The organism is uncultured Algibacter sp. (assembly GCF_947487575.1).
In the GTDB taxonomy this organism is placed as follows: domain Bacteria; phylum Bacteroidota; class Bacteroidia; order Flavobacteriales; family Flavobacteriaceae; genus Algibacter_B.
In genome coordinates, this window is record NZ_CANKXG010000007.1 from 93,404 (window position 1) to 111,476 (window position 18,073).

Sequence of the window (18,073 nt, forward strand, 5' to 3'; positions counted from 1 at the left end):
AAATTAGGTCTAAGTGTCAGTGATTACCAAGTTTTATTAAGTAAGCCAATCCTTTTTTTTGTTAAATATTGTTTTTCAAGCGTATTTGTAACCGTATCTAAGGCCAAATCAATGTATTTAATGGCTTTGTTTATTTCGTTAATGTTTGCATAATAATCTGATTTGGTGGCATAAAATAAATAGGCACGCTGTTCAAAATCTTTAGGTTTTATATTTCTTAAATGATTTTTTGCAAGGTCGTAATCTTTCTTTTGCATGCACACTACAGCCATGGTTAAAACATGAATTGGGCTGGGTTGTATTATGTTTAAGCATTGATACCAATAGTGAATTTTTTCCCAGTTTGTATCTTCAAATCGAGAAACACGTAAATGTTCGGCAGCAATGGCGGCTTCATAGTGATAGCAAGAAAACTCAGAGTATTCAACAGCTTTATTCATCATGGTGTTTCCTAATTTGATTAATGGAAAATACCACTTGCTTCTATCTTGAGTTTTTAAATCCAGAAGTTCATTTGCAGAATTGGTTTTAGTTTCTAATCGTGATGCATGAAAGCACATTAGGGCACACAACGCATAAACATCAGGTGTTCTGGTAAGCTTGTTTTTTAAGAGCATTTGAGTTAATCTAATGGCTTCGCCACACAGCTCTTTTCTAACTAATTTTTCTTTTTTGTTGGAATGAAAACCTTCATTAAAAATAAGGTATAACACTTCCATAACACTTTCTAAGCGAATTTTAAGTGATTTCCCTTGAGGAATTTTAAATTTAATATCTGAATTCTGAATTGCTTTTCTAGCTCGAAACAAACGTTTTTTTACAGTCTCATCTTTGGTAAGTAACGCCGATGCTATTTCTTTTATGTTAAACCCCGAAACCGTTTTTAAAGCAAACGAAATTCTGTCTCTTGGGTCTAGTTTTGGGTGGCATGCTGTAAAAATCATACGCAGTTGGGCATCCTCAATTTCCGTGTCTAAAAACAAATCGTTTATGGCAATACTATCTGTGCCTTGATTAATGTTTGGTAGGTAATTTTGCTCGGTTTTTAATTTTCTAAAAATATCAATAACTCTATTTTTGGCAGCTTTAATTAACCAAGCTTCTGGATTTTCAGGTTGTTTGTTTCTCCAACTTAAACTTGCTTTTATAAAAGTGTCTTGTACCGCATCTTCTATGATATTAAGATACTTTAACCCGAAAATTCGAGTTAAAACAGAAACCATCTTTCCGCTATGGTGGCGAAAAAGATGGTCTATAAGTTTAGTTTCCATTAGCGGTCAAATACCATGATTTCACGAATTTCTACAGTGCCATCCAAATCGTAGTCTGGATAATCTTCTGCAATTATAACAACGTCATCAAAGTTTTTGGCCTGTACGGTGTAATAACCTCCAACTATTTCCTTTACTTCAGCCGAAGTTAAATCAGTAACCGTTCTGTTTTTGCCAACCACCCTTCTTATCTGTGGTGTTAAAGCTTCTCCTCCTTTTAAAATGCCTTGTTCTTGCATTTTGTTGCCCCAAGCAAACCATTTTTCCATTCTGGTTTGTAATTCTTCAGGGGATAATCCTAAATCAGTGTAATCGGCTCCGGTAAAAATCATCATAAATTCTTTCATAATTATATATTTTAAAGTTTATACCTGTAAGACGTTTGCCAAAATATAAAAGGGGACAGGTTTTTCAAATTTAATTTATTTTTATTTAGGTGTTACTTCAATAATGGGTGCTGCTTCAATCTTTAGCGCGAAAAAAGGAAATGATTAAAAACGCTTTAATTATTCGGGAAGTTCGTTTAACGTTGTTAAGTATGATTTAGTTGCATGGTTAAGTAACTAATTTAGTAAACAAAAACAAACGCGATAAAATTCCGAGGGAATTTTTCAAATAAGTACTTGCCTAAGCAATGAATTATACACATCTTAAGTTTGTAATCACTAAATTTAATCTTTTGGCCTTGATGGTGGACTAAAATAGTTTTCATCAATTAAAAGTATTTTCAAATCCCTTTTGTTTGTAATTCGATAATAAGTTTCTGTAAGTTGATTTAAGATGTTAGGCAGATTATTAAATTCATTTTTATCATCATACTGAATACATATCGTTAGCTTTTCTGAGCTTTCACTTAAGTCTAAATTTTTCCCATTATTTTCAATATCTTTTTTTAAAACATTCTCTAAATTATCTAAAGAAATACCAGATTCATTGTTTTTACTAATCTTATTATTATAGATTCCAATTGCATTTTTAAGTTTGATAAATCTAATAGAATCTTCTTTCAGACAAGTGTTTCTGAAATAAATGGTTTTAATTTTACCGTCTGTTGTTGAAGTTATTTTCGGTATACTATCATTACAGATTATTTTTTCAATTCGATTAATTAGGTCAATCCAGTTTTCGAAATTATTAACGTTTAATTCAACGCCTAGACTATCATTTTGTCTATTCCACTTTCCAAATTCCATTTGAACCAAGGTCGTTTCTTTTTGTGTTGACTCTTTTTCTTTTTTGTCAGTGTTTCGACACCCGATTATTGTTAAAATTAGTATAACAGAAAAAGATACTTTAATTTTATTTACCATTTCGTTTAGCTTGTATGTACCACAATGTTCCACTGATAAAAAATCGTTTCAATGTTTTTTATCAAGTGTTAAACGAAGTTAGCTAATTTTTCTTACAAAGCAAAGTGTGTGTTTCATAAAAAAAGAGACTGTCTAAATTTAGACAGCCTCTTTTATAAATCTATAGTTTCTCGTTTAAGAGATTTATTCTCCCAAAAATGGATATCTATAATCCGTTGGTGTAACAAAAGTTTCTTTAATCATTCTAGGCGATACCCAACGTAATAAGTTTTGAGCACTACCTGCTTTATCGTTTGTTCCTGATGCCCTTGCTCCTCCAAATGGTTGTTGTCCTACAACAGCTCCTGTTGGTTTGTCATTAATATAGAAATTTCCAGCAGCGTTTTGTAAGGCCTCCGTAGCTTGTGTAACGGCATATCTGTCTTTTGATATAATGGCACCTGTTAAAGCATATTCGCTAGTTTCATCAACAAGTTTTAAAGTTTCCGCGTAAGCGTCATCTTCATAAACATAAATAGTAATTACAGGGCCAAAAAGCTCTGTACGCATGGTGGTGTATTTTGGGTCTTTGGCAAGAATTACAGTAGGTTCAATAAAATACCCTTTACTTTTATCGTAATTACCACCGGCAATAATGTTTGCATCAGTATCCGCTTTTGCGCCATCAATAAATTTAGCTAATTTATCAAAAGAACCTTCATGTATAACAGCAGTAATAAAATTACTCATATCTTCAGGAGAACCCATTTTTAGTGACTTAACATCTTTCAAAACAAATTTCTTTACATCACTCCATAAGCTTTTTGGAATATAAGCCCTTGATGCTGCACTACATTTTTGTCCTTGAAATTCGAAAGCGCCACGAACTATTGCTGTAGCCACTTGTTTTGCATTAGCTGATTTGTGAGCAACAATAAAATCTTTTCCGCCAGTTTCTCCAACAATTCTTGGGTAAGTTTTATAATTGTGGATGTTGTTTCCAATTTGCTTCCAAAGTTCTTTAAATATGAACGTAGAACCCGTAAAGTGTAAACCAGAAAAATCTGGACTAGCCATTACTGTATTTGTAATCATCACTGGGTCACCAAACACAACATTAATTACACCAGGAGGCACGCCAGCTTCTTCAAATACATCCATAATTACTTTTGCAGAATATACTTGGCTATCACTAGGTTTCCAAACTACAACATTACCCATTAAAGCCATGCATGCTGGTAAATTTCCAGCAATGGCAGTAAAGTTAAAAGGTGTTACGGCATAAGTAAAACCTTCTAACGGACGGTATTCTATTCTATTCCAAGCATCATTTGTGCTTTCTGGTTGTTCCATGTAAATGTCGGTCATAAACTGAACATTAAAACGTAAAAAATCTATAAACTCACAAGCAGCATCAATTTCTGCTTGGTGGATGGTTTTAGATTGCGCAATCATAGTAGCAGCGTTTATTTTAGCTCTATATGGGCCAGCAATAAGTTCGGCTGCTTTTAAAAAGATACCTGCACGTTGTTCCCATGGTATTTGAGACCATGTTTTTCTAGCTTCTAAAGCGGTAGAAATAGCATCTTCAACATGCGATTGTTCAGCTAAATGATATGTTCCAACAATGTGTTGGTGGTTATGCGGTGGAGACATGGTTCTGGTGTTTCCAGTTTTTACATCCTCACCATTAATATATAAAGGAACATCAGTTTTGCTATTAAACATAGCTCTATAAGTCTTTAAAACTGCATCGCGTTCTGGTGATCCAGGAGCATAAGATTTTACAGGTTCATTAACCGCAACTGGCACATTAAAAAAGCCTTTTCCCATAATATTTGATTTTTTGTTATTGAATTTTCAGTAAATGTGCTACAAATTTACGAATTATTAAATGATAATTTAAATTTTACAGTTCTTAAAAGCGCGTTAAATTTTATTTATTTTTTGTAAGTTGCCAAAGCGTTTTAAGACTACGTTTTGTATGTGTACAGTTACAATAATTCCCGTTGGTAATAATGATTTTGTGTTAACAACAAATAGGGATGAATCACCAGAAAGAGTATCTTTAGTTCCAGATTTTTATACTATTGAGGATACTAAATTGTTGTTTCCAAAGGATAAAATGGGAGGCACTTGGATTGGTGTAAGTGAAAAAAACCGTGTGATATGTGTTTTAAATGGTGGTTTTGTTAAACATGAAAGGCAATCAAGTTATAGGAAAAGTAGAGGTATTGTGGCCAACGATTTTATGGTTTCAAATAATATAGTTGAAACTGTTGAAGGTTATAACCTTGATAATATTGAACCGTTTACCATTGTAATTGCAGATTGGAATAATGGATTGAAATTCTACGAACTTGTTTGGGATGGTAAATACAAGCATTTTATTAAATTACCTTTTGATTCGCGAATTTGGTCATCTTCAACACTATATTTTGAAGGAATGCAAAGAGAGCGTCAGCAATGGTTTGAAAATTTTGAAGCTTTAAATGGTTTGAATGCTGAATCGCTTTTGAATTTTCATAAAAAAAAGGATGTTGAAAATATGGAATATGGCATTATCATGAATCGTGGTTTTGTAAAAACAACAAGTATTACACAAGTTAAAAAGCAAGGAAGTGATATAAGTATGCGCTATGAGAATATTGAGAAAGAAACAATTACTACTAAAACCTTCAACCTTCCAGAGGTAGTTAATGGATAATACAGGTATTATTTTAACATTGGCATATCCAGATACTATTGTTATGGTTTCTGAAGAATGGTTTTCTCCTTTTTTAAGGTTTTTAGGCGTTGGAAAAAAGGATTATTTACGTGCTGGTCATGCTGCTTTGGTTTTGATTGATAAAGAAACTGGTGTTTTAGAATACCATGATTTTGGACGTTATATAACTTCTGAGCCTAACGGACGCGTAAGAGGTCGTGATACTGATAATGAATTACATTTTCCGATTAAAGCTGAAATTGAAAATGATACAATTTCTAATTTAGATACTATTCTTGAGTTTCTCGGCACACATCCAAAACTTACGCATGGTGATGGGAAATTGGTGGCTTCGGTTTGTAAAACTGTTAATTACCAAAAAGCGCGAACACATATTACTAAAATGCAAAATAAACATTTTATAAGGTATGCAGCGTTTATTAAAGATGCTTGTAATTGTGCACGTTTTGTAACAGATACTTTAATTGCTTGCGTAACAGATTCTAAGATAAAAAAGAACCTTGAAAATTCTAAATGGTTTACGCCAAGTACAGTTGGTAACGTGTTGCTTGCTGATACTGAAAACCATTCTTATACCATTTCAGAAACTGGTTTGATATCTAAATTTGAAGGTTCTCAAAAGAGTGAAAACTTGCGTTGTTTTTTAGATAGACTGAAAGACCATGAAGTTAATTTGGTCGGAACTCAAAAACCTAAACCTGTTGATGGTTTACATGAAAGAGCACAATGGCTTTCTGGTATTGCCGCTGGGGCTTGGTTTGAGTTACATAAAACAGATCATGATGTAGAATATCATTTTAAGCGTATATCTCCTTACGGGAATATTGATGTACATGATACTTTTATTGTTGAAGATGATTCTTTTGATTACGATTTAGAATTTGAATTTATCCATTATTCTAATTGTAAGTTCTTTCATGTGAAACAGAATGAGAAAGTTTTTAGGTTTGAACGAAAGTTTGAATTTTAAACGTGTTACTTATGCGTTAGAGATAGAAGAGGAAAGTCCACAGCGAGGTACCAGCGAGGAGGACTTGTAACGAAAAGCCCGACCCTTGTGTGGTAACGCCCAAATAAAAAACCTAGTTTATTGCAAAAGGTGCGCTCAGCTTAAATGTTGGGATAGTAACTTGAAATTTTTTGGTAGTTGTAAAGTTTACCATATTGTAATGCCCTTGCATAGCGCCAAACGGTGAGGTTAATAAACAACCTGATGTGTAGGTGTGAGATTCACCTGGTTTAAGTACAGGTTTTTTACCTATAACGCCTTCGCCAGAAACAGTTTCGATGTTGTTTAAGGCATCTAGAATTTCCCAATGGCGTGCATTGAGTTGCACAGAATCTTTGCTTTGGTTTTCGATAGTTACGGTATATCCAAAGGCGTACTGTATTTTATAGTTTTTATAAAACGAACCCTCGAAAGTAGTTTCGACCGAGATTTTTATGCCTTTTGTAACCTGTTGAACCATTGATGTGCAAAGTATTAACGTGTGCTAAAATAATAAATATTAAGTGGTTAACGTAAATTTTAACGTGTTTGATGGAAAAATTAGATGAAATGCATTTTTAACCCGCAATAATTGCTAAATATCTATTTAAGCGATTGTTAATACTAGCTTATTGAGTATTTAATGCTACTTAATTTGAAATATTGATGGATGAAATTTCGTTAAAACCAATAATTCTGTCATAACGCGCACCCAAATCTCTGTAATAAACTAAAACTTTATAATTGTTTTCTGTTTGCCAAAAGTTACCGCTTATGGCGCCTTCGTTAAGGATTTCGTTTTTGTTAACTTTAACATATTTATAATTATAAAACCCTTGTTTTAGTTTTATACTGGTTTCATAAATTCCATACTGCGGATTGAAGACCATTTTGTTATAATCTTCTAGCGCATAATTATTGTAATTCCCATAAACATAAATGTTTTCTCCGTTAATTAACTCTGGAAGTTTTAAGGAAAAGTGAACTTGTACATAATCTGCTTCAATAGAAACGTCATCCCTGTCAATGGCCACAATTTTAAATTGTCCATTAATATCAGGATTGTAGGTATAGGGTAAATTATTTCTTGCAATATCAGTATATAAAAACGATTGATAAATATCTTCTAAAGCTATTGATTGTACGCGGTTTGTTGCTGCTCTTACATCTTTAGTTTCAAAAAACAGATATTCGTTTCCTGCAGGAAACGAGGTTTCTTTAATGTATCTATAAATTAGTTTATTGCCAATGGTGTATTGTGGCTTTAGGTTTGATATGGAAGTGTTTAAGTTCCTGTTTTGAATGATTAATGTTTTTACTGTTTGCTGTGGGTTGTTTATTTGTCTATTAGTAGCAATTTCGATATCTACAGTTTGAGTGGTTTCTATGTTGCTTACATCTCGTGATCTTTTAATGGCAATACCAGGAGTAACTATATTTTCAAAAATCATGAATTTTCTTGAAAAAACTAGGTCGCCATAGGAGTCATAAATTGAAATAATATAATTGCCAGATACTTTTAAGCGTTTTGTTTGTTGATTAGGTATAGATAGCTTGTAATGCGAATACATTTGAAACGTATTAAACGAGTTTGTGTAGTCTTGAATTCTAAAATTATCAACACCTAACATAAACTCTGGTTTTACGAGAACAGATTTCTTCCAATTATAATCGTAATGTTCAATTTTATAATAAAAATCGGGTTCTTCTGAAACAAGAGCATCAAATTCTAGGTAAAACGCTTCACCTAATTCGATTATTGGTAATTCTCCTAAATTACTATTATTACTTTTAAAAGTGATTGACTTTATATAATCAGGAGGATTTACCTCTGCTACTTGAGCATAAACAAACCCAGTTGCAATAAAACAAAACCATTTTAAGAAAAATCTGAAAGACATTAGCATGTGTTTTTTGTAAATATAATCAAATTTAATGCCTAAAAAATATAATGAAAATTTAAGCAAACGTTTGCGTATAAAATTAAACTTAATTTATTATGAAAACTGTATATTTAATTTGTATTTTTGCACCGATTTTTAGACAACTAATTTCAATAAAATAAATATGTCAAACGACATTCGTATTAAAAAAGGTCTGGACATTAAACTTATTGGTGAAGCTGAAAAAACCGTTGAACAAGCGGTTATCAGTAACTACTGCACCGTAAGACCAGAAGATTTTCATGGTGTTATACCAAAACTTGTTGCAAAAGAAGGAACCTCAGTTAAAGCTGGAGGGACTTTGTTTTTCGATAAATCTCAAGAATTGATAAAATTTTTATCACCAGTTTCTGGGAAAATAGTTGAGGTAGTTAGAGGGCCTAAAAGACGCATTGATGCCATTAAAATAGAGGCTGATAAAGCACAAACATTTGAAGACTTTGGAAAGTTTGATATTGATGCTTCAAAACCAGATGCTATTAAAGCACATTTGTTAGCTTCTGGATGTTGGCCATTTGTAAAACAGCGTCCGTATGATGTGATTGCAAACCCTGAGAAATCACCAAAAGCAATATTTGTTTCAGGATATGCTAGCGCACCATTGGCAGCCGATTTAGATTTTACCTTACAAGGAAAAGAAGTGGAATTGCAAGCTGCAGTTTCAGCTTTAGGTAAATTAACTGAAGGTAGCGTGCATGTATCTGTTGGTAACAATGGAAATTCACCACTTGCAGGTTTAAAAGGTATTACTTTGCATAAAGTTTCTGGACCACATCCATCAGGAAATGTAGGGACACTAATTAATAAAATTGACCCAGTTAATAAAGGCGAAGTTGTTTGGACAGTTAGTCCACAAGACTTAGTTATTATTGGCGAGTTGCTTTTAACTGGAAAATTTAATGCAGAGCGTATTGTAGCTTTAGCTGGTTCTTCTGTTGAAAAACCAAGATATTTTAAAACAATTGCTGGTAGTGAAATTGCTACTTTAATTTATGATAAAGGTGTTTCTAAAGATGCTAGAAGTAGTGATTATCGCATTATTTCAGGTAATGTTTTGTCAGGAAAAGAAATACAACCAAGTGGAAGTTTAGATTATTATAGTAATGTAATTACTGTAATTCCAGAAGGTGATGATTATGAGTTATTTGGTTGGAATAAACCAGTTTTTAATAAAATATCGACATCTAGAGCCATGACGTTTTCTTGGTTGAATCCTAAGAAAAAGTACGACTTAAATACCAATACAAATGGTGAGCATAGAGCATTTGTTACTACAGGAACCTACGAAGAGGTTTTTCCATTGGATATTTTTCCAATGCAGATTTTAAAGGCTTGTATGTATCAAGATTTAGATGAGATGGAAGCTTTGGGTATGTATGAGGTTGCTCCAGAAGATTTCGCATTAACAGAATTTGTATGTGTGTCTAAGCAACCACATCAAAAAATAATACGAGAAGGTTTAGACTTAATGTTAAAAGAGATAGGGTAATGAGTTTAAAAAATAAATTACACGTTTTAAAAAGAAAGTATAGAAGTAAAAAAATGGCACCTGCATTTAATGCAATCCATACCTTTTTATACTTGCCAGATGAGACCACACATAATGGAACTCACATTAAAGCAGCCGACGATTTAAAACGTACCATGAATACAGTAATTATGGCTATGGTGCCATGTTTATTATTTGGTATGTTTAATGCGGGTTACCAACATCATTTAGCTTTAGGTGAAATTCAAGCAGTAGCTGGAAGCTTTTTTAGTGCTGAGTTTTGGACGCTTGATAATTTCATGGTTGGTTTCTGGAAAATTATTCCATTGGTAATTGTATCCTATGGTGTAGGTCTAGGAATAGAATTTATATTCGCCATTATTAATAAACATGAAGTTGAAGAAGGGTATTTAGTAACAGGAATGTTAGTACCACTTATTGTACCTGTAGATATCCCATTATGGATGCTTGCAGTTGCTGTTATCTTTGGTGTTGTTATTGGTAAAGAAGTTTTTGGAGGTACTGGAATGAACATTCTTAATCCAGCATTAACTATTAGAGCCTTTTTATTCTTTGCTTATCCAACATGGATGAGTGGTGATAAGGTTTGGGTTCATGGAGCTGATCCTAGAGTTCAAGATTTAGCAGCAGGAGCTCAACCTGATGCTATTTCTGGTGAAACTATATTGGGTAGTTTAGCTCAGAATAATTCCAGTATGATTGATACTACTACAGATATTTGGAATGCATTTTTAGGGTTTATTCCAGGTTCAATTGGTGAAACATCAACACTATTAATTCTATTAGGAGGATTGTTCTTAATCTTTTCTAAAATTGGAAGTTGGAGAATTATGTTATCCTCAGTAATGGGGGCTATTGTAATGGGGCTTATTTTTAATTTTGTTGCAGATTCGGGAATGATTTCTGAAAGCAGTAAATTTTATGGATTAATGAATACAACATTCTGGCATCACTTACTTATTGGTGGTTTTGCTTTTGGTACTGTATTTATGGCTACTGATCCAGTAACGGCATCACAAACAAATAAAGGAAAATGGATATACGGTTTCTTAGTTGGTTTTATATCAATTATGATTCGTGTATTTAACCCAGCATATCCAGAAGGTGTTATGTTAGCTATTCTATTAATGAATGTATTTGCACCAACTATTGACCATTATGTGGTTCAAGGAAACGTGAAAAAAAGGATGAAACGTTTAAAAGTTAAAACAGCATAATTATGGCAGTTAATACAGATAAAAATTCATATACAATACTATTTGCTGTAGCAATGGTATTAATAGTAGGCTCATTGTTAGCGTTTACAGCATCATCATTAAAACCTGCAATTACTGAAAATAAACGTATGGAAAAGCAGCAGAATATTCTGTATGCTATGGGGGTAAATGAAAATGAAGGAACAAGTAGAGAATTTATCTCTACAGATAAAGTTGCTGAAGCGTTTTCAAAATATATAAAAAAACAATTAGTTATTGATACAAATGGTGGTTCAGAAGAAGATACTGAAGCTTATTTAATTGATGTTAAAAAGGAACAAGCAAAAGCTAAAAATGGAGAAACAAGACGTTTGCCGTTATTTGTTGGAGAGAAAGATGGTAAAACATTTTATATTGCTCCAATTAGAGGTAAAGGGCTTTGGGATGCTGTTTGGGCTTATATAGCTTTAGATAAAGATATGGTTGTTCAAGGCGCATTTTTTGATCATGCTGGTGAAACCCCTGGTTTAGGAGCAAATATTAACCAGCGTTTCTTTATGGATGATTTTACAGGAGAACGATTACTTTCAGATAACGGTACTTTTAAAGGTATTGCTGTTGCAAAAGGGAACAATGATCCTAAAAACTTAATTAAAGATGATCATGAAGTAGATGCCTTAGCTGGAGCAACAATAACTGGTGATGGTATTTCGGCAATGATTAAAGCTGATTTAAAACTGTATTTACCTTACTTTAAAAATTTAAAATAATATGGGACTACTTTCAAAAAAAGACGCAAAGTTAATAACAGACCCGTTAGCAGATAATAACCCAATTACTATTCAAGTATTAGGCATTTGTTCTGCATTAGCAATCACTGCTGAACTTAAAGCTTCTCTAGTAATGGGTATAGCTGTAATGTTTGTATTAGGAATTGGTAATGTGGTAATTTCTTTAATGAGAAATATTATTCCTTCAAAAATTAGAATCATTGTGCAACTTATTGTGGTTGCTGCTTTGGTAATTATTGTAGATCAAGTATTAAAAGCTTATCAATACGAATTAAGTAAAACTTTGGCTGTATTTGTAGGATTAATTATTACAAACTGTATCATTATGGGACGTTTTGAAGCTTTCGCTTTAGCAAATGGACCTTGGAAATCTTTTCTTGATGGTATAGGTAATGCTTTAGGATACGCAGTTATTCTTTTAATCGTTGGTTTTTTTAGAGAACTTTTAGGTTCAGGAACTTTATTTGGTATTCCAGTACTAGGAGATGCAATCGAAAAAACTGGAGTATACTCTATAGGTTACGAAAATAACGGATTCATGTTGATGCCGCCAATGGCGTTAATAGTTGTAGGTTTAATTATCTGGGTACAGCGCAGTAGAAATAAAGCATTAATCGAGGATTAATTAGTAAACAGTATGAAGTCTTAAGTAAATATTCGCTTATTTAAGATGAAACAAAAAAAGTAAAAAATGGAGCACATAGAATTATTTTTTAAGTCAATTTTTATTGATAATATGGTGTTTTCGGTATTCTTAGGTATGTGTTCATACTTAGCAGTATCTAAAAAAGTTGCTACAGCAGTAGGTCTTGGTGCAGCTGTAATATTTGTATTGGCAATTACAGTGCCTTTAAACTGGTTATTGGATCAATATTTATTGCAACCTGGAGCTTTAAAATGGTTAGGAGAAGAATATGTAGATTACGATTTGAGTTTTCTTTCTTTTATAATGTTTATAGCAACCATAGCAACTATGGTGCAATTGGTAGAAATTGTAGTTGAGAAATTCTCACCATCACTTTATAACTCTTTAGGTATATTTTTACCACTTATTGCAGTAAACTGTGCCATTTTAGGAGGGTCATTATTTATGCAATCTCGTGAAATTGAAACTTTAGGTTTAGCATTTAATTATGGTGTGTCTTCTGGTATTGGATGGTTTTTAGCCATTTTAGCCATTGCAGCCATTCGTGAAAAAATTAGATATAGTAATGTGCCAGCACCTTTAAGAGGTTTAGGAATTACATTTATAATTACAGGACTTATGGGAATTGGTTTTCTAAGTTTTGGAGGGATGTTAACTGGTGGTGATGAAGAAGAAGAACAACCAGCCACAGAAACAGCCATAGACGTTGAGAAATTAGAAACTGAAAAAGCTAAGGAATTAGCTGATAACACTAAAATAGTTAAGTAGTATGATGATTTTAGCAGCAGGAACAACAGGAACAGTTATAGCAACAGTTGTAGCGTTTTTAATAATCACGCTAGTACTTGTTAGTTTATTACTTTTTGTAAAACAAAAACTATCGCCATCTGGTCCAGTAAAAATCACTATTAATGGTGAAAGAGAAATAGAAGTTGCATCTGGAGGTAGTTTATTATCTACTTTAGGAGCTCAAAAAATATTTTTGCCATCAGCTTGTGGTGGTGGTGGAACATGTATTCAATGTGAATGCCATGTACTATCTGGTGGAGGTGAAGCTTTGCCTACTGAAACACCTCACTTTTCTAGAAAAGAATTGGCACATGGTGCACGTTTATCATGTCAGGTAAAAGTAAAACAAGACATGGATATTACCATTCCGGAAGAAGTATTTGGTATTAAAAAATGGGAAGCTACGGTTGTACGTAACTATAATGTAGCCTCATTTATTAAGGAGTTTGTTGTTGAAATTCCTGAAGATATGGGTTACAAAGCAGGTGGATATATTCAAATTGAAATTCCGCCATGCGAGGTGAAGTATTCAGATATGGATATTACAGCGCATCCTGAAGAACATGATACACCAGATAAATTTCAAACAGAATGGGACAAATTTGGTTTATGGCCTTTAGTAATGAAAAATACAGAAACTATTGAGAGAGCATATTCTATGGCTTCTTATCCTGCTGAAGGACGCGAAATTATGTTAAACGTTCGTGTGGCATGTCCACCATGGGATAGGGCTAAAAATGGATGGATGGATGTTAATCCAGGTATTGCTTCATCTTATATTTTTAATCAAAAACCAGGTGATAAAGTAACTATTTCAGGACCTTATGGTGAATTTTTTATCAACGAGTCTGATAGTGAAATGCTTTACGTTGGTGGTGGTGCAGGAATGGCACCAATGCGTTCACACTTATACCATTTATTTAGAACTTTAAAAACTGGACGTAAAGTTACGTATTGGTACGGTGGACGTTCTAAACGTGAGTTATTCTATTTAGAACATTTTGAAAAATTAGAAAAAGATTTTCCAAACTTTAAGTTCTACTTAGCATTATCCGAACCTATGGAAGAAGACAATTGGAAAGTAAAAGAAGATATTGATGCACCTGGTGATGGATTTGTTGGATTTATTCACAATTGTGTGATTGACAACTATTTAAGCAAGCATGAGTCGCCAGAAGATATTGAATTATATTTCTGTGGGCCGCCATTAATGAACAAAGCTGTTCAGAAAATGGGTGAAGATTTTGGTATCCCAGATGAACACATCAGATTTGATGACTTTGGAGGCTAGGCGGATTGCTAAGCGAATATTATTCATTTAGGTCATTGCGAGCAAAGCGTGGCAATCTTTTAAATCAAATCAAAATTATATTAAAAACCAACTCTTATCGAGTTGGTTTTTTTATGACTTTATTTCTAAAATGTTTTAAACTAATTCAAACTTAGCTTTTTTATTTTTAACCTCAAATAGCTTCGTGTAATCCATCACGTTTGCAACACCATCCAATTCACATAAAAGCTTGATTACTTCGGACAAACCATTAAATAAAATATCCTTATCCGTTGGATTTTTTGGTTTAAAATTTTTATGATGAAGCGGTAATTGAAAACCACAACCTTGTAAAAAGGAGGCTTCAATTTTAAGTAAATCCAATGGGGAATAGCCATTAAATTTTCTGCCTAAGTTTTGATGGATTATACCTACATAGTTGAGTTTTAAATTACCATGAAAATCTGATAGATGTTTCCAGCTATCGGTATTATCTAAAATGTTTCCTACGGCACATTGCTTACAACACTCTGGATTTAAGGTGTTGTTATGAAAAGCGATATATAGTTTTTTTATAGCAGATTCTATACGAGAAGTAGTCTTCATGAGTTAGATTTTTACTTAAAATTACTGAAAACCTGAATTTCATCAGTGAATAAATTCTTAAATTTTTCATAATAAAGTAAGAAGTTAGTCTAATTAAGCGTTAGTTTTTATATGAAAAATGCGTTTAGAATTCTAGTTTTATTAGTGTTGCTATTGGTTTTATTTATTCAATTTAAACCTACTGAAAATTCTATTAAGACTATCGCTACTAGAATTAGTACACCCAGTTTAATTAATAAAGATAGCCTTACAATAAAATCAAGAATTAATCTTCCCAAAGGTTATAAAAGGGTAGTGTATCCAAGTCAATCATTTCAAGAATATTTAAGAAATTATAAGCTAAAACCGTTTGGAACAAAAATAATTAATTATGATAATACCAATTATTTTTGGCAAGGTGGACACATTGGAATACTTGAAATCCCTGTGCCAAAGAATGGGTTACAACAATGTGCTGATGCTTTAATTAGAATTAGAAGTGAATACTTGTGGGATAAAAATAGAAAAGATGAAATAGGATTCAATTTTACAAGCGGGCATTATTGCTCATGGAAACAATATGCTGAAGGTTACAGGCCAAAAATAAAGGGTAACAAAGTGTCGTTTCATAAAACCGCTTCAAGTAATCCTTCAAAAGAAAACTTCTATAAATATCTGAATTTAATTTATATGTATTCAGGAACTTTGTCGCTTTATTATGAACTTCCAAAAATTAATTCGGCTAAAGACTTGAAAATTGGCGATATGCTCATTAAGGGTGGTTCGCCTGGGCATATTGTAATGGTTTGTGATGAAGCTATAAATGGTAAAGGGGAGAAATTATTTCTATTGTTTCAGGGTAATACACCTGCGCAGAGTGTACATTTAGTTAAAAACCTTGAAGACTCGAATATATCGCCATGGTATCAACTCAAAAAAGATGCAGTTATACCTGTTTCTAACTATACTTTTGGGAGTGCTAAGTTTGTAAGGTTTAAATAAGCCTATTTCTTGTTAATTAAAATGCTCACATTTTTAATTTGTTTTGATGTTATATTATATATAACAATTAAAGCTATTAATTATGAAAAGAATTATACTTTTTACAATGTGTTTTGCATTCGCATTTACAAACTTAAATGCGCAAGATTATAATCAGGTGATTTTTACAGGAGAAGGAGGTAGTGATGCTTGGGAAGATCCTGAAAATTGGCGTAGAGGAGGAGACCCCACACTTCCTGGGGTGCCAGAATCAGGTGATGATATTTTAATTGATGGATATTCTGTGTATTTTAATGGTCTTGGCTCAATTCCTCTTAGTCAAGAATATGGAACTTTAGAGTTACGGTTTGGCGCTCACTTATTCACGCAAGGAGATTTTAATCTTACAGGAGATTTTATTGTAGATGCGTCAAGTACTTTTGAGGTTATTGTTCAAGATATTGATTTATTTAAAAAAGTAACATGTTCATATTTTTCTTTTGTTGGAAAATTGAATTTAATTTTTTTAGGATATGCACCGCAAATAGGAGATAGTTTCCAGGTTATTGAAGGTGAACATCAATTTTGTCCCTCAACATCACCTTATGAAAATTTTAATACAGATTTTGAAACCATATTAACAGCTCAATGTGGTGCAGATGGTTATGGTTTAAGTGTAGAGGTTCTAGGGATTAATTATACAACTTCTACTTCATGGGATGGAGAGGGAAATGATAGTGATTGGGATAATCCTGCCAACTGGGATCCTAATGGTGTTCCAACAGCAAATTCAAGAGTTATAATTAATAAACCAGGTGCTGGTGGCTATGTAAGAACAAAAGGGGCTGGTGTAACGGTTGTTAAAAATATTATATTGGGAGCTAATAATACTTTAGAAATAAATGGTGATTTACTTGTTGATAAGTTTGTTTCTGTTAATAAAGGCGCTACTTTTTTATGGCAAGGGGGTAAAATTTATAGTAATGACTCTAATAATCAATCTGGAATAACAGCTTATGGAAATATAATTCTAGATGGACCTGGGACTAAAGAATTAGATACTAATTTTTATATGATATCCTATTTTGAAGATATAAATCACAACCAAGGAGATTTAAACATCAATGATGGTTATGTAAGGATGTTTAACTATAATAGTTATAATATTAATGGAGATGATATTAGTATAGGTTATACAAGTGGTGATAGACATGAATTAACTATTAGTGTTGTAAGTCAACTTAAGAAAACAGCAGGGACTGGTAGCTCTTCAATTAATTTAACAACATTTATAAATTATGGAGATATTATTAGTGAATCTGGCACATTGGTTATAAATGGCGATTTGCAAACAGGAGAATTTGAAGAATATATTGATGGACAACTCGTAGAGTATATAGGAAGCTACGGAGGTAGCGGAAATGTTCAATTCCCAGAGGGCTTTGTTCTAGATGGAGAAATTGCTCCGGGAAGTTCTCCCGGTATTTTAACGGTTGTTGGAGATTTAACAACATCATCTGAAGCAACTTTTGAGATTGAAATTGATGGTACTATTGCTGGCACACAATATGACCAAGTTTTAGTTACAGAAAATGCAATACTAGAAGGAGAAGTTATTGTTACATTAGGTTACTTGCCAGCAAACGATGCGAGCTTTGAAATTTTAACATCTACTGCAATTTCTATTTGTAACCTTCCAGAAACAGTTTCTGCAAGTTTTAGTGGTACACCCTATACATTTACCGTGGAGTGTTTTAATAATTCGGTTTATTTAAATGGACCAGGTGCTACACTTTCTAATTCAGAAAATATATTAGATGAATTAACAATATATCCTAATCCAGCTATTAATGTTTTAAATATAAAATCTAGTTTGATTAGTAAAGGTAATTGGCAACTAATTAATCAATTAGGACAAGTTGTAAAAGCTTCAATATTTGAAGCTGATGAAATTAATATTTTTGTTAATGACCTTGAAACAGGTTTATATTTCTTTAAGATTGAAGATGAAAATTTAGATGCTACAGTAACTAAACGGATAGTAATATCTAACTAAATTTAATTGTATTTTATCAAGATGAATTCT

The 18,073-nt window shown here is 32.7% G+C and carries 17 protein-coding genes; 10 read left to right on the top strand and 7 right to left on the bottom strand.

What is annotated here, in order from left to right; all coding sequences use genetic code 11:
• Positions 1 to 23: 23 nt before the first annotated feature.
• The 4 genes from Q0870_RS09090 to pruA all read right to left on the bottom strand — a co-directional run bounded on the left by Q0870_RS09090 (position 24) and on the right by pruA (position 4,393).
• Positions 24 to 1,271 (bottom strand): sigma-70 family RNA polymerase sigma factor, encoded by a 1,248-nt coding sequence (locus tag Q0870_RS09090; protein ID WP_298554816.1) that lies wholly within the window; start codon positions 1,269 to 1,271, stop codon positions 24 to 26.
• The gene (locus Q0870_RS09095; RefSeq protein WP_298554819.1) at positions 1,271 to 1,618 is read right to left on the bottom strand and encodes a YciI family protein; all 348 of its coding nucleotides are present in this window, start codon (positions 1,616 to 1,618) and stop codon (positions 1,271 to 1,273) included. Before Q0870_RS09095 ends, Q0870_RS09090 begins: the two co-directional genes overlap by 1 nt.
• Before the next feature lie 324 nt (positions 1,619 to 1,942).
• Entirely contained in the window at positions 1,943 to 2,581 is a 639-nt protein-coding gene (locus Q0870_RS09100) for a hypothetical protein (RefSeq protein WP_298554823.1), read from the bottom strand.
• Between the two features lie 183 nt (positions 2,582 to 2,764).
• Complete coding sequence (gene pruA / locus Q0870_RS09105) at positions 2,765 to 4,393, bottom strand: L-glutamate gamma-semialdehyde dehydrogenase (RefSeq protein ID WP_298554826.1); 1,629 nt, start codon at positions 4,391 to 4,393, stop codon at positions 2,765 to 2,767.
• 151 nt (positions 4,394 to 4,544) lie between these two features.
• Between pruA and Q0870_RS09110 the strand changes: the two genes are divergently transcribed.
• The gene (locus tag Q0870_RS09110) at positions 4,545 to 5,267 is read left to right on the top strand and encodes an NRDE family protein (RefSeq protein WP_298554828.1); all 723 of its coding nucleotides are present in this window, start codon (positions 4,545 to 4,547) and stop codon (positions 5,265 to 5,267) included.
• On the top strand, positions 5,260 to 6,258 hold the full coding sequence (locus Q0870_RS09115) for a DUF6695 family protein (protein WP_298554831.1): 999 nt from the start codon (positions 5,260 to 5,262) through the stop codon (positions 6,256 to 6,258). Before Q0870_RS09110 ends, Q0870_RS09115 begins: the two co-directional genes overlap by 8 nt.
• A 112-nt stretch (positions 6,259 to 6,370) precedes the next feature.
• Here the strand turns inward: Q0870_RS09115 and apaG are convergent, their stop codons facing one another.
• Together apaG and Q0870_RS09125 are read right to left on the bottom strand one after the other, a co-directional pair.
• Positions 6,371 to 6,757 (bottom strand): Co2+/Mg2+ efflux protein ApaG, encoded by a 387-nt coding sequence (gene apaG, locus Q0870_RS09120; RefSeq protein WP_298554834.1) that lies wholly within the window; start codon positions 6,755 to 6,757, stop codon positions 6,371 to 6,373.
• A gap of 169 nt (positions 6,758 to 6,926) precedes the next feature.
• Complete coding sequence (locus tag Q0870_RS09125; RefSeq protein WP_298554836.1) at positions 6,927 to 8,177, bottom strand: type IX secretion system plug protein domain-containing protein; 1,251 nt, start codon at positions 8,175 to 8,177, stop codon at positions 6,927 to 6,929.
• Positions 8,178 to 8,343: 166 nt separating this feature from the next.
• Here Q0870_RS09125 and Q0870_RS09130 point away from each other — a divergent pair, with 166 nt between their 5' ends.
• The 6 genes from Q0870_RS09130 (at position 8,344) to nqrF (ending at position 14,442) form a co-directional block, all read left to right on the top strand.
• Positions 8,344 to 9,708, top strand: coding sequence for a Na(+)-translocating NADH-quinone reductase subunit A (locus Q0870_RS09130; RefSeq protein WP_298554838.1), 1,365 nt, complete (start codon positions 8,344 to 8,346; stop codon positions 9,706 to 9,708).
• Positions 9,708 to 10,946 (top strand): NADH:ubiquinone reductase (Na(+)-transporting) subunit B, encoded by a 1,239-nt coding sequence (locus tag Q0870_RS09135; protein WP_298554840.1) that lies wholly within the window; start codon positions 9,708 to 9,710, stop codon positions 10,944 to 10,946. The genes Q0870_RS09130 and Q0870_RS09135 overlap by 1 nt, the downstream gene beginning before the upstream one ends.
• Positions 10,947 to 10,948: 2 nt before the next feature.
• Positions 10,949 to 11,695, top strand: a complete 747-nt coding sequence (locus Q0870_RS09140) for a Na(+)-translocating NADH-quinone reductase subunit C (protein WP_298554841.1) — start codon at positions 10,949 to 10,951, stop codon at positions 11,693 to 11,695.
• Between the two features lies 1 nt (position 11,696).
• Positions 11,697 to 12,341, top strand: a complete 645-nt coding sequence (locus tag Q0870_RS09145) for an NADH:ubiquinone reductase (Na(+)-transporting) subunit D (RefSeq protein ID WP_298554843.1) — start codon at positions 11,697 to 11,699, stop codon at positions 12,339 to 12,341.
• A 66-nt stretch (positions 12,342 to 12,407) separates the two neighbouring features.
• Entirely contained in the window at positions 12,408 to 13,130 is a 723-nt protein-coding gene (gene nqrE / locus Q0870_RS09150) for an NADH:ubiquinone reductase (Na(+)-transporting) subunit E (RefSeq protein ID WP_298554845.1), read from the top strand.
• 4 nt (positions 13,131 to 13,134) lie between these two features.
• Positions 13,135 to 14,442, top strand: coding sequence for an NADH:ubiquinone reductase (Na(+)-transporting) subunit F (gene nqrF / locus Q0870_RS09155; protein ID WP_298555225.1), 1,308 nt, complete (start codon positions 13,135 to 13,137; stop codon positions 14,440 to 14,442).
• A 135-nt stretch (positions 14,443 to 14,577) separates the two neighbouring features.
• Here nqrF and Q0870_RS09160 read toward each other — a convergent pair whose 3' ends face one another.
• Entirely contained in the window at positions 14,578 to 15,027 is a 450-nt protein-coding gene (locus tag Q0870_RS09160) for a Na(+)-translocating NADH-quinone reductase subunit F (protein WP_298554847.1), read from the bottom strand.
• A gap of 111 nt (positions 15,028 to 15,138) precedes the next feature.
• Here Q0870_RS09160 and Q0870_RS09165 point away from each other — a divergent pair, with 111 nt between their 5' ends.
• Entirely contained in the window at positions 15,139 to 16,008 is an 870-nt protein-coding gene (locus Q0870_RS09165; protein ID WP_298554849.1) for a DUF4846 domain-containing protein, read from the top strand.
• Between the two features lie 82 nt (positions 16,009 to 16,090).
• Positions 16,091 to 18,043, top strand: coding sequence for a T9SS type A sorting domain-containing protein (locus Q0870_RS09170; protein WP_298554851.1), 1,953 nt, complete (start codon positions 16,091 to 16,093; stop codon positions 18,041 to 18,043).
• The last annotated feature ends 30 nt before the right edge of the window (positions 18,044 to 18,073 follow it).

Coding starts and splice junctions, on each gene's coding strand:
- Q0870_RS09090 (WP_298554816.1), bottom strand. CDS start 1,271: ATGGAAACTAAACTTATAGACCATCTTTTTCGCCACCATAGCGGAAAG.
- Q0870_RS09095 (WP_298554819.1), bottom strand. CDS start 1,618: ATGAAAGAATTTATGATGATTTTTACCGGAGCCGATTACACTGATTTA.
- Q0870_RS09100 (WP_298554823.1), bottom strand. CDS start 2,581: ATGGTAAATAAAATTAAAGTATCTTTTTCTGTTATACTAATTTTAACA.
- pruA (WP_298554826.1), bottom strand. CDS start 4,393: ATGGGAAAAGGCTTTTTTAATGTGCCAGTTGCGGTTAATGAACCTGTA.
- Q0870_RS09110 (WP_298554828.1), top strand. CDS start 4,545: ATGTGTACAGTTACAATAATTCCCGTTGGTAATAATGATTTTGTGTTA.
- Q0870_RS09115 (WP_298554831.1), top strand. CDS start 5,260: ATGGATAATACAGGTATTATTTTAACATTGGCATATCCAGATACTATT.
- apaG (WP_298554834.1), bottom strand. CDS start 6,757: ATGGTTCAACAGGTTACAAAAGGCATAAAAATCTCGGTCGAAACTACT.
- Q0870_RS09125 (WP_298554836.1), bottom strand. CDS start 8,177: ATGTCTTTCAGATTTTTCTTAAAATGGTTTTGTTTTATTGCAACTGGG.
- Q0870_RS09130 (WP_298554838.1), top strand. CDS start 8,344: ATGTCAAACGACATTCGTATTAAAAAAGGTCTGGACATTAAACTTATT.
- Q0870_RS09135 (WP_298554840.1), top strand. CDS start 9,708: ATGAGTTTAAAAAATAAATTACACGTTTTAAAAAGAAAGTATAGAAGT.
- Q0870_RS09140 (WP_298554841.1), top strand. CDS start 10,949: ATGGCAGTTAATACAGATAAAAATTCATATACAATACTATTTGCTGTA.
- Q0870_RS09145 (WP_298554843.1), top strand. CDS start 11,697: ATGGGACTACTTTCAAAAAAAGACGCAAAGTTAATAACAGACCCGTTA.
- nqrE (WP_298554845.1), top strand. CDS start 12,408: ATGGAGCACATAGAATTATTTTTTAAGTCAATTTTTATTGATAATATG.
- nqrF (WP_298555225.1), top strand. CDS start 13,135: ATGATTTTAGCAGCAGGAACAACAGGAACAGTTATAGCAACAGTTGTA.
- Q0870_RS09160 (WP_298554847.1), bottom strand. CDS start 15,027: ATGAAGACTACTTCTCGTATAGAATCTGCTATAAAAAAACTATATATC.
- Q0870_RS09165 (WP_298554849.1), top strand. CDS start 15,139: ATGAAAAATGCGTTTAGAATTCTAGTTTTATTAGTGTTGCTATTGGTT.
- Q0870_RS09170 (WP_298554851.1), top strand. CDS start 16,091: ATGAAAAGAATTATACTTTTTACAATGTGTTTTGCATTCGCATTTACA.